This window comes from Algoriphagus sanaruensis (assembly GCF_001593605.1).
Lineage (GTDB): Bacteria > Bacteroidota > Bacteroidia > Cytophagales > Cyclobacteriaceae > Algoriphagus > Algoriphagus sanaruensis.
Genome location: NZ_CP012836.1, coordinates 1,381,249 through 1,393,330, shown reverse-complemented (window position 1 = coordinate 1,393,330; position 12,082 = coordinate 1,381,249). Strand labels below are relative to the sequence as shown.

The 12,082-nt window shown below is 43.8% G+C and carries 10 protein-coding genes; 7 read left to right on the top strand and 3 right to left on the bottom strand.

The features are described from left to right. The first annotated feature begins 111 nt into the window (after positions 1–111). The gene (locus AO498_RS06200) at positions 112–492 is read left to right on the top strand and encodes a hypothetical protein (RefSeq protein ID WP_067544816.1); all 381 of its coding nucleotides are present in this window, start codon (positions 112–114) and stop codon (positions 490–492) included. A 151-nt stretch (positions 493–643) separates the two neighbouring features. Here the strand turns inward: AO498_RS06200 and AO498_RS06195 are convergent, their stop codons facing one another. After that, entirely contained in the window at positions 644–2,278 is a 1,635-nt protein-coding gene (locus AO498_RS06195) for a carboxylesterase/lipase family protein (RefSeq protein ID WP_067544815.1), read from the bottom strand. Between the two features lie 99 nt (positions 2,279–2,377). On the opposite strand from AO498_RS06195, the gene AO498_RS06190 reads away from it, so the two are divergent. The 6 genes from AO498_RS06190 (at position 2,378) to AO498_RS06165 (ending at position 8,270) form a co-directional block, all read left to right on the top strand. Next, positions 2,378–3,082 (top strand): NUDIX hydrolase, encoded by a 705-nt coding sequence (locus AO498_RS06190; RefSeq protein ID WP_067544814.1) that lies wholly within the window; start codon positions 2,378–2,380, stop codon positions 3,080–3,082. A gap of 3 nt (positions 3,083–3,085) precedes the next feature. Continuing rightward, positions 3,086–4,627, top strand: coding sequence for a carboxylesterase/lipase family protein (locus AO498_RS06185; protein WP_082792195.1), 1,542 nt, complete (start codon positions 3,086–3,088; stop codon positions 4,625–4,627). Between the two features lie 3 nt (positions 4,628–4,630). Then, positions 4,631–5,917 carry a CitMHS family transporter gene (locus AO498_RS06180; RefSeq protein ID WP_067544812.1) on the top strand — a complete coding sequence of 429 codons (1,287 nt, stop codon included), beginning with the start codon at positions 4,631–4,633 and terminating at the stop codon, positions 5,915–5,917. A gap of 1 nt (position 5,918) precedes the next feature. After that, on the top strand, positions 5,919–7,241 hold the full coding sequence (locus AO498_RS06175; protein ID WP_067544810.1) for an acyclic terpene utilization AtuA family protein: 1,323 nt from the start codon (positions 5,919–5,921) through the stop codon (positions 7,239–7,241). Further along, positions 7,238–7,543, top strand: coding sequence for an AtuA-related protein (locus AO498_RS06170; protein WP_067544808.1), 306 nt, complete (start codon positions 7,238–7,240; stop codon positions 7,541–7,543). The genes AO498_RS06175 and AO498_RS06170 overlap by 4 nt, the downstream gene beginning before the upstream one ends. Before the next feature lie 85 nt (positions 7,544–7,628). Next, positions 7,629–8,270 (top strand): fibrobacter succinogenes major paralogous domain-containing protein, encoded by a 642-nt coding sequence (locus tag AO498_RS06165; protein WP_067544806.1) that lies wholly within the window; start codon positions 7,629–7,631, stop codon positions 8,268–8,270. Between the two features lie 34 nt (positions 8,271–8,304). Here AO498_RS06165 and scpA read toward each other — a convergent pair whose 3' ends face one another. Then, the gene (scpA, locus tag AO498_RS06160; protein WP_067544804.1) at positions 8,305–10,425 is read right to left on the bottom strand and encodes a methylmalonyl-CoA mutase; all 2,121 of its coding nucleotides are present in this window, start codon (positions 10,423–10,425) and stop codon (positions 8,305–8,307) included. Then, the gene (locus AO498_RS06155; RefSeq protein ID WP_157883967.1) at positions 10,422–11,807 is read right to left on the bottom strand and encodes a methylmalonyl-CoA mutase family protein; all 1,386 of its coding nucleotides are present in this window, start codon (positions 11,805–11,807) and stop codon (positions 10,422–10,424) included. The genes scpA and AO498_RS06155 overlap by 4 nt, the downstream gene beginning before the upstream one ends. Positions 11,808–12,082: the final 275 nt, after the last annotated feature.

Below are 12,082 nucleotides of genomic sequence, written 5' to 3'. Positions count from 1 at the left end.
CCTGGAATCGGGTGGTTTTTCGTTTTTTACAAAATCCTACTTTCTTCTGTAGCATAAAAGCTTCAATTCACGTTCAAGTATCAAATTCCTTGATTTTCTACCTTTATCCTTATGAAAACAAATTGGATCTATCTGGTTTTTCTAGTAGCATTCATTACCTCTTGTGAACTCTTTGATGGTAATGATAAACAATACCAATTGGATGAAATCGAGCAGTTGGAAAAAGAAATCATCGCACTCTCGGAATCTGTATCCTGTACCAATTCTTCCGAATGGAAATTCACGGCTATGGGAAGCAAGGCCTGCGGTGGTCCCACTCGATATATAGCTTTTCACCAAAGCCTTGAATCTAAATTCATGGATTTGGTAAACCAATACACAAAGCTCCAAGCTGAATACAACCAAAAGAATAATGTCTTCTCCGACTGCATGTTTGTTAGTCCTCCTAAAAGCGTGACCTGCGAAGCTGGAAAAGCAATTTTGGTTTATTAAATACTCTTGAAAGAATAGGATTGAAAAGATTCAATTCATCAATTTTCTTCTAAAATTTAAAAAGACGAAAGGCCGGTAAAACCGGCCTTCGTGCATCAACAGACCCCGTGTTAATCAAAAATCTGTTCGCTTTTCTCTTTTGATCTAGGCTTCAATTACCATTTTTATAGAAGCGATCATGAAATTTTGGACGTGCGTCATAAGATGCCTTAACCTCTTTGGATTCCGTGTCTATGACCATAACTGAAGGTTGATCATCTCCTGCTTTAGCAGCTGACCAGTTAGGGTTATCCCCTCCATTTGGATTGCCGGTTTTTACAAAATTGGTAAAGTACTCAAACATCGTTTTAGATGCTCTCAAATCCTCGGGAGTCCAAGCAAACTCCTTGACCAGATGAAGATTCCCCATCGCATATTCAATCTCAGCAGCATGCCTTGCCCCAATCTGTTTAGGAGCAGGAGCCGGATTCTCATTTCTTACAGTTCCACCAGCAAGCCCAGCCGTCAAGTTTTTATCCACCAAGGGTGGTGACAGTTTGCTGAATAAATATCGATAAACAAGCTGATTACTATGATTTAGATGGAGATCAAACCACTTCCAGGTGCTGTACACGATAAAACGATCTGATGCTAAATCTGTCGCCGAATATTCTACTTCCTCTGGTGTTTCGTGCGCATAAAGAGATAATACCAAATCAGAATCTTTCGGATAGGCTTCGATTACTTTTTCTATGAAATTCTCTTTGGTATAAGGTTTTCCTTGCATAAAGGCGGCTCCAGGAATTTCTGCCGAATTCCATCCAAGCAACAAAGGAACTTGCGCTTGCTCACCAGCACGGAAAATCTCCGGAAGGGTCTTTGGAAGCAAATACCCATCAATGACCACCGGAAATCCAAATCGACCTGACTCCTGATAGACCTCAAAAAGATCCTTCGCAGACATATTTCTTGCTTGTCGAATAGATTGGATACCCGCTTTCTCAAAAAATTCCTTCCCGGTTTCCTCTGCCTCCCGAAGAGAAACCGGGGCTAAAGTTGGATTGATTCCGGCTCCACTTTCCCCAATTGCTCCATGGATCAAATCCCTAGAAAGCGGAGAAGCCATTTGATAGGATACCGAAATCGATCCTGCAGACTCACCTGCTATGGTCACTTGATTTGGATTACCTCCAAAAGCAGTAATATTTTCTTTCACCCATTGCAAAGCCAAAGCCTGATCCAGCAAACCGTAATTTCCAGAAGCCTTGTAAGGAGCTTCTGCACTCAGCTCTGGATGAGCCAAAAAGCCAAACACACCCAATCGGTAATTAACAGTAACTACCACGACCCCCTCTTTAGCCATGGATTCCCCATTGTATCTAGGTTCTGAGGCATCGCCTGCCACAAATCCTCCACCATAGAAATAAACTAAAACCGGCAGGTCTTTGCTATTTCGTTTAGCTGGAGTCCAAACATTCAAATACAAACAATCCTCAGAGACTCCATCAGACCATGAATTCATGTCTCCAAAGACCAAGCCTTGCACAGGCCTTGGACTGAATCTTTTGGTCTCTTTTACGCCTTGCCAAGAAGAAACAGGAACTGGCGCTTTCCAACGCAATTCACCGACAGGTGGCTGAGCAAATGGGATTCCAAAATAGGTGGAAATACCATTGGTTACATTGTAGTTTCCTTCAATGATGCCGTTTTTTAGCGTAGTCTGAACCGGCATAAAATTATTGCTTTGGGCGAGTAGGTTGAGTGAATGGAATAAAACCAATGCCCATGTGATTGAAAAGATTTTCATAGATTCGGGGATACTATCTAGCTATTGTTACATAGTGAGACAATATTAATTGCTAGTCCCGAAAATTCCTAGTTACTTAGACCAGAATCCAAGCCCAGTATGCCACTCCCTGAAGTCACCCAATACGTTCCTCACCTTGCCTATGACTCCGTTGTTTTTGGTTTTTCGAAAGGAAAACTAAAAATACTCCTGATGGAATATCATGCAACGGGCTGGTTTGCACTTCCTGGTGGATTTGTTAGAAAAACGGAAAACCTAGAAGAAGCCGTCAAACGAGGTCTCTATGAACGAACCGGATTAAAAGAAATCTATCTTGAGCAATTCCACACCTTTGGGGATATTGATCGATTTCAGCCCGAAAAAATGCGGACCATTTTAGAAGCTAATGGGCACCTCATTCCTGAGAATTATTGGATGTTGGATCGTTTTTTTTCAGTTGCCTACTATGCCTTAATTGACCACGAAAAAGTCACTCTTACACCAGATGCTTTATCAGATTCTATTGCTTGGTACGAGGTTGAGCAACTTCCGGAGTTAATTTTTGACCACGGAAAAATCGTCCAGAAGGCGCTACAAACATTACGGGACAATCTTGACCGAAAATTGATCGGAGGAAATTTGCTTCCCGAACGATTTACAATGAATGAACTTCAGGCTGTCTATGAAGCCATTCTCGGGCAAAAACTTCGAAGAACAAGCTTTCAGCGAAAAATGCTCAGTCTTGACATTCTGGAAAGGCATGAAAAACTATTTACTGGCAAAAGCCACAAAGCTCCCTACCTCTACAGTTTCAAAACCACCTAACCCATGCGAATAGCCTCCATTCTGCTTCTTTTCACAGCGAGTGTACTCCTTTTTTCTTGTTCCAAATCTGAACAAGCCCAGTTACTTTCAATCGACTCTCTTTCGGTGGAAGGAGGTTTGATCTCCGGAAAATTAGACTCTTCTGGACAGGTTAAAGTATTTAAGGGAATTCCATTTGCAGCACCTCCTCTTGGGGAGTTCAGATGGAAAGCTCCCCAGCCCGTGATCCCTTGGGAAGGAATCAAGTCTTGTACAGAAAATCCTGCTGCTCCAATGCAAAATCCGCCCGTTCCATTTTTTGCCTGGTCGGAGGAATTCCTGATTCCAAAAGCACCCATATCAGAAGACTGCCTGTACCTCAATGTTTGGACTGCCGCCGATAAAAAGGATGAAAAGCGACCCGTGATGGTTTGGATTTATGGAGGAGGGTTTAGCTCAGGCGGAAATACCGTACCACTTTACGATGGTGAGGATTTAGCAAAAAAGGGCATTGTCGTCGTTGCGCTTAACTACAGAGTGGGCATGCTTGGGTTTTTGGCTCATCCTGAATTGAGTGCTGAAAATCCAGAACAAACCTCCGGGAATTACGGGCTTTTAGATCAGATTGCTGGATTAGAGTGGGTGAAAAAGAACATCGCCGAATTCGGTGGAGATCCTGACAATGTCACCATCGCGGGCCAGTCAGCAGGAGCATTCAGTGTCAATGCTCTGGTCGTTTCTCCAAAAGCTAAAGAGCTTTTTCACAAAGCTATCGCCCAAAGTGGCGGCATGTTTAATCGAGGAACTGGTCTGATTTCAGGAATCCAGGGGGCTGAGGAGCGCGGCAAGCAACTTACCGATACTTTGGGAATCACATTAGCTGATCTCCGCCAACTACCGGCAGATAGCCTTCTGAAAATTCCGGCACGTTTTGGACCGGTGGTAGATGGGAAAATCCTTCCTAATGTCCGAGAAGCATTTGAAAATGGAACCTTTTCGGATGTACCCCTTCTCACAGGGTGGAATGCCGATGATCGAGTTTCAGGTAATCCGCCTACCACACCCTCCGAATTTAAAGCCAACGCTAAGAAACAATATGGGGGTCGAGCTGGCGAATATTTAGAGCTTTTTCCTGCGGAAAATGAAGTTGAACTGAGCGAATCCTTAAATACAATCGGTGTCTTAGGATTTGGCTTCCAAAACTATACCTGGGCAAAGATGCAATCGGAAAAAGGCCTAAACGATGCATACCTCTATTTTTTCACTCGAGTACCTCCCGGGGAACCCAATTTTGGAGCATTTCATTCTGCTGAGTTTAGCTATGCTTTACATACGCTACGAAATTGGAATCGCCCTTTCGAACAAGTAGATTATGATCTTGAGCAACAGATGTCAGACTATTGGGTCAACTTTGTCAAAACAGGGAATCCCAATGGTGAAGGATTACCGGAATGGCCTGTGTTCAATCCTGAAAACCCACTCGTAATTGAATTGGGAACAGAGGTAAAAACCAGAGCAATGCCATTTTGGCCTCAAATGAAATTTATGGAAAGCCTCAATCCTTAAGTCATGCTTGCATTTCTTGGACTGCTCACGATTCTGCTTTTGCTCTTTTTGGTCATTACAAAAAAAGCTTCTCCAATTATCGCACTAACACTCATTCCTATTGGTACCGGAATAATTTCAGGAAATGCAACTGAGATTCCTACCTGGATTGGTGAAGGACTTCAAACTATTGCGCCTACAGGAGTCATGTTTGTGTTCGCAATTCTATTCTTTGGAATCCTAATGGATGCGGGCACTTTCCAACCCATAATTTCTGGACTTCTCCGCGCAGCTGGACATGACCCCATCAAGATTGCCTTGGCGACAGCCCTTTTGAGTATGTTGGTTCATTTGGATGGTTCAGGTGCGGTGACTTTCTTAATTGTTATTCCTGCACTTGCCCCCATCTATGACCAAATGGGAATGAATAGATTGACATTGGCAAGTATTGTTGCTATTTCTGCCGGCACGATGAATATGCTTCCTTGGGGAGGCCCAACTATTCGTGCTGCATCTGCCTTGAATGTAACAGTGACTGAGCTTTTTAATCCGATGATTCTCCCTTTGATTGCAGGGCTTATTACGGTCTTTTTTATTGCTTTTTATCTGGGAAAAAAGGAAAAGGCGAATTTGGAATCGGTCCTATTCGAGCCTTTAAAATCTCAAACGCAAATTCAAGAATCCGTCAATAGACCCAAGCTTTTCTGGGTAAATATCTTGCTGATCCTTGTGGCTGTAATTAGTATCATACTTTCTTGGGCACCTCCCTTTGTCGTTTTTATGATTGCGTTCGCACTTGCTTTGTTGATCAATTTCCCGAAAGTTGAGGATCAAAAACAGCGAATCGATGGACATGCAAAAGAAGCGATGCTAATGGCGGGGATCCTTTTTGCAGCGGGATGTTTTACAGGAATTCTCAAAGGAAGTGGAATGATGGAAGCCATGGCAGCCACCGTCCAAGGAATTCTACCTGAATCAGTAGGGAAAAAACTCCCCATACTTACTGGGTTGGTAGCCATGCCAGCCAGCATGTTGTTTGATCCGGATTCCTTCTACTTTGGAATTTTACCTCTCCTATCCTCCACCGCCACTTCATTTGGAGCAAGCGGTTTGGAAGTAGGCCAAGCTGCGATTTTGGGGCAAATGACCACCGGATTTCCTGTCAGCCCATTGACGGGATCTACTTTTTTACTGGTTGGATTGGCTGGCATTGAGTTGGGAGATCATCAGAAAAAAACGATTCCATTAGCCTTTTTAACCACCATGGTCATGCTTTTGGTGGCAGTTTTATCCGGAATAATTTCTATCTGAAATGAAGAAAAAACTAAGAATCGGATGTGGGGCTGGGTTTTCGGGAGATCGTCTTGAACCTGCCTTGATCCTGACCCAACATGGAAATTTAGATTACCTTGTATTAGAATGCCTCGCAGAGCGAACGATCGCTTTGGCGCAAAAGAGAAAGCAACAAGATCCAAACGCAGGGTATGATATCCTATTGGAACGAAGAATCGAAGGCTTACTCCCACTTTTAATTCAACACGGGACACGGCTTATCACCAATATGGGTGCCGCTAATCCCATCTCCGGAGCAAAAAAAATCCTCGAAATAGCCCAAGGCCTCAGATTAAAAATCAAAGTGGCTGTTGTGCTTGGAGATGATGTCTTTCATCATATTCAAGGAACGGAACTTAGTTTGGAAGGTAACAGAGCTCTAACTTCTTATGGAAAATTGATTTCTGCCAACGCTTATTTAGGAGTGGATACGATTATTCCTGCTTTGAAAACGGATGCGGATATTATACTGACAGGCAGGGTAGCTGATCCTTCCCTTTTTCTTGCCCCCATGGTTTATGAATTTGGCTGGGACCCTGAAAATGCCGATCTGATGGGTAAAGGAACGGTCATTGGCCACTTGATGGAATGTGCTGGGCAAATTACAGGGGGGTATTTTGCAGACCCTGTAACCAAACCGGTCCCGAATATGGATATCCTTGGGCATCCAATTGTGGAGGTAAGTCAAGATGGCCTGGGTTTGATTTCAAAAGTAGAAGGCACCGGAGGCTTGATTAATTCCCAAACTGCCAAGGAACAATTGCTATATGAGGTTCTCGATCCCGAAAAATATTACACGCCGGATGTCATCGCAGATTTTCGAAGTGTGCGATTTGAAGAAGTCACCACAAACCAAATAAAAGTCTCTGGAGGAAGCGGAAAATCCAAACCCGAAACCCTCAAAGTAAGTGTGGGGTATGAGGCTGGCTGGATTGGAGAGGGTGAAATTTCCTATGCCGGAGCGAATGCGGTGGAACGCGCAAAATTGGCCGGAGAAATTATCAAAAAGCGGATTGGACATCATTTTGAAGAATTTCGAATCGATTACATCGGGCAGAGTTCGCTACACGGAGAAAGCCTATCTTATGGGAGTTCACCCTATGAAATCCGCCTAAGGATCGCAGGAAAATCGAATGAAAAATCCATGGCACAACTCGTCGGAGAAGAGGTAGAAGCACTCTACACCAATGGACCTGCTGGAGGCGGAGGCGCAAGAAAGTACCTCCATGAGGTGATAGGTGTAGTTTCTATTCTTTTGAACCGCAATCAAATTCAACCCTCTATCCAAGTCTTTGAATCATGAGCCAGAAACTCGCCGATATCGCGCACAGCCGTGCTGGAGACAAAGGAAATACCCTGGTACTCTCCCTTTTTCCTTTGGACGATAAGGATTATGAGCTTTTGGTAGAGAAAGTCACCGCTGAAAAAGTCAAACACCACCTCGCCCACCAGCTAAAAGGCCCTATAACCCGCCACGAAATTCCTGAACTTCAAGCCCTTCTTTTCACTTGTGAAAACGCGTTGGCCAGTGGCGTAACCACTTCATTGGCAATGGATGCGCATGGAAAAAGCCTGAGTTATGCGCTATTAGAAATGGCGATATAATTAGGACAAAGGGGCTTTAAATACGGAATTTGACGTATGGTGAGTCCTTAACGGGTTGCATACTTTTGACAAACCCTTCACAACTATGCAAAACCTCTTTTTAGTCCTCATTTTATCGTTTCCCTTCATTGCCAATGGCCAAGTTACAGACCACGAAGGACGAACCTACGCCACCATAAAAATCGGAAATCAGACTTGGATGGCCGAAAATCTCAATGTCAGTACCTTTAGAAATGGCGACACGATTCCAGCTGCCTACGATGGAGAAGAGTGGATGCTTGGAGAGGCATTTATGATGCCTGCTTATGTGGACCTGAATTTCGACGAAGCCAATGGCCAATTCTTGGGAAAACTATATAATTATCTAGCAATCTCAGACGAACGTGGTATCGCTCCTGAGGGTTGGAGAATCCCCACAGATGAGGATTGGAACCAACTCGCCGAAGCTCTGGGAGGCTCTGCAGCCGCCACTATTAAACTAAAAAGCGCTCAAGGCTGGAGCTCCGAGAATGGGACCAACGAAAGTGGATTTCAAGGCTATCCAATCGGAATGATCAATGATGTCGGTGAATTTGAGGGGTTTGGAGAAATAGCATTTTTCTGGAGCAGCACACTCGAAGAAAACCTAGTGATCAACCGAAACCTTGGCGAGAATAAATACCCCTTCGAGAAGGCCCTGAGCTATCCATTTAATGGCCTATCTGTCAGACTCATAAAAATTGACTAAAACAAAAAGGGCTGTTTAAAACAGCCCTTTTTGTTTATTCTTGAATCAATTTTTCCAGTATTGTTATTGCCGCTTCCGACAAAACTGTACCCGGCCCAAATACTGCCGAAACTCCGGCTTTTTCCAAAAACTCGTAATCTTTGGCTGGAATTACACCACCAGCTACCACCATAATATCTGGTCTACCCAAGTCTCGAAGCGCTTGGATCAATTGAGGAATCAACGTCTTATGACCTGCCGCTAGGGAGGAAGCCCCTACCAAATGAACGTCATTTTCGACAGCCTGCTCTGCCACCTCTTGAGGCGTTTGGAATAAGGGCCCGATGTCTACGTCAAATCCCAAATCAGCAAATCCAGTAGCAATCACTTTGGCCCCACGGTCATGCCCGTCTTGCCCCATCTTGGCCACCAAAATTCGAGGGCGACGACCTTCCAACTCAGCAAATCGATCAGAAAGTGATTGGGCTTTTTTAAATGATTCTTGATTTTTCACTGCTGCTGCGTAAACTCCGGAGATCGATTTCGTCTGAGCCTTATGTCTTCCAAAGGCCTTTTCCATCGCATCGGAGATTTCTCCTAAAGTAGCTCTTTTTCGAGCGGCATCCACAGCCAAGGCCAGCAAATTCCCTGTTCCTGTCTGAGCTGCATGGGTAAGCTTTTCCAGTGAAGCATCCACCTCGTTCTGCTTTCTTGTGGCTTTTACTTCTTGGAGACGTTGGATTTGAGCTTCTCGAACCGATTGATTGTCTACCTCGAGCAAATCAATTTCGGTAGCCTTTTCTACCTGATATCGATTGATTCCGACAATAATATCTTTACCACTATCTATACGCGCTTGTTTCTTGGCTGCAGCTTCCTCGATTCGAAGTTTAGGAAGTCCAGCCTCGATCGCTTTCGCCATTCCACCCATTTCCTCCACTTCCTGAATTAGAGCCCATGCTTTCTGAGCAAGTTGGTCAGTAAGGTATTCTACATAAAAAGAACCTCCCCAAGGGTCCACGACTTTCGTGATTCCGGTTTCCTCTTGCAATACCAATTGGGTATTTCTAGCAATTCGCGCAGAAAAATCTGTAGGCAAGGCGATTGCCTCATCCAGAGAATTGGTATGGAGAGACTGCGTATGTCCCATCGCTGCTCCCAGTGCTTCGATGGCAGTTCGAGTTACATTATTAAACGGGTCCTGCTCCGTAAGCGACCAGCCGGAGGTTTGACAGTGTGTTCGCAGGGCCAATGACTTGTGATCCTTGGGATTGAATTGCTTTACGATCTTGGACCAAAGCAATCGCCCCGCTCGCATCTTGGCAATTTCCATAAAATAGTTCATCCCAATCGCCCAGAAAAAGGACAACCTAGGCGCAAAATCATCGATATCTAGACCAGCTTTGATCCCTGTCCGAAGATACTCTAGTCCATCCGCCAAGGTGTAAGCCAACTCTAAATCAGCAGTGGCACCAGCCTCCTGCATATGATAACCAGAAATAGAAATAGAGTTGAATTTTGGCATATACTTCGAAGTAAATTCAAAGATGTCACCAATGATCCGCATACTTGGCTGAGGAGGATAGATGTAGGTATTCCTCACCATAAATTCCTTCAAAATATCATTTTGGATGGTCCCACTGAGCTTTTCAGGACTTACACCTTGCTCCTCTGCAGCCACAATAAAAAATGCCAAAACCGGAATAACTGCCCCATTCATCGTCATGGATACAGACATTTGATCTAAGGGAATTTGATCAAACAAAATATTCATGTCCTCCACGGTATCTATTGCCACCCCCGCTTTGCCGACATCACCTTGGACTCTCGGATGGTCTGAATCGTAGCCTCGATGAGTTGCTAGATCAAAGGCTACCGAAAGTCCCTTTTGTCCTGCCGCTAGGTTTCTTCTATAAAATGCATTGGATTCTTCTGCAGTCGAAAATCCAGCATATTGACGAATGGTCCAGGGCCTTTGCACATACATGGTGCTGTAAGGACCTCGAAGATAGGGAGGAATGCCAGCTGCAAAATGAAGTTGATCGATATGCGAAAGTCTTTGAGAATCAAATCGGTTTGGAACCTTGATCTGCTCTGCTGTTTCCCAAAATTCTAATCGTGATTGGTTCTCAAATCCCTTGGTTTGATTAGACCATTTTGAAAAATCAGGCTTCATTGCTCCAAAGTTTTGAGTTCAACAAGATAGGAAGCACGGGTAGGATTGAGTTCATTGCTCTTTTCCTCGAAATAATCCAGAGAATAATTCTTTTGAAGCACAGGCAAGGCTGGGTATTTATTTACACCAATTTTTGAGAAATCTCCATCAAAATAGGCCTGTTGAATAGCCTGCCTTCGAGATCGAACCGATTCATGGATTGATCCCTTTTCAAGGATGGATTGCCAACCTCCCATTCCGACTAGGTCCTTCAACCCTTTCTTTAGAATATCCACCAAAGTACTGGTAAGTGAATCGATGTAAAATGACCCAGCTGTAGGATCCATGATCTTATCCAAATAAGACTCTTCTTTTAAAATAGTGGATACATTTCTCGCTATTCTTTGCTCCAGCTCTCCGGCGTCCTCTTCTAGGATTGGCCTAAGCCAGAGGTGATTTGCTCCACCCAACACCCCAGCCATTGCCTCGTAGGTCTGTCGAATAAGATTCGTATGGACATCAAGAACTGACTTAGACCATTGAGCAGTTTGAGCAATGAGTTCCCATTTTTCCTCAGGAATCTGGACATCATAAGTGGCTGCTAACCTTGACATGGCTTCTCTAAATGCTCGTAATCTGGCTATTTCACCAAAATGAGACTCGCCGATACTCGCTTCAAGGAGTATGCTTTGGAATAATCGATCAACAGACACTTGCTCAGAATCAAGTATTTCAATCAATTCACCCATACTCCAGACGATTGCCTGTACAGGATCACCACCTGCCTCAGAATAACGGGAGGTTTTCAATGTCAGAGGTTTGAAGTTGGGATAAGGTTCGCTCATTTCTATTAGTTCCTCCAAAACTTCCAGTCCTAATCCGAAGGGTTCATTCCAGTCAAAGACTACATCGGAGGGAGCCCAAAGCAAACCACCTTTGATTTTTTCAGGGTCTGTTCCGGTTTGATCCGCCCAATCAAAAAATTGCTTTAGCGCAGGAATAGGATTACCAATAGGCCGAATAAATATCGAAATGTATTCGGGTATAACCCCCGCAAGAAGTTGCGTTAAATCCTCAAATCCATGTAAATGAAGCACAAGTGCATCTGCCCCGTGTTGAAGAACTTCCAAGATTTGGGAGGAAGAAAAATCCGGATAAACACTGACTGCATTGCTCCAGTTTCGAGCCGACATGCCTAGAATTTCAGATTCCGGGTGAAAAATCTTAGATGAAACCTTTTCTGGAATATCCTCTGAAGTGTAAAATGGCTGTAGGGTTATTTTCTCCCAAAGCGTGGAAGTTAAGGTCTGATCAAAGTCTCTTCCTTTCAAATCCTTAATCGCTTGCTGGATCCAATCGGACTTGGAGGTAGGAGCAAATTCTGAAAACAAGTTTTGGGTCATATTTGGGTAGTAAGAAGGGTATGCTAACCAATCAAAATTAGCGATTCCCATTGTTTTTTAGGAAGGATTCCAACATTTGATCAGACAAAAACCCTCTCCAGCTCAAGTTGCTGAAAATCAACACGTAAAAGAAAATCAAGCCTAATCCGTATTAGACCAAAGGATATCTTGGCTCCATGCAAAATGCATTTAGAAAACGAGGTGTTATTTCCAAAAGAAAAAACAATCTTGAAAAAATGAATTAAGAAAATTCATAATCGAATTATTCAAGCGGT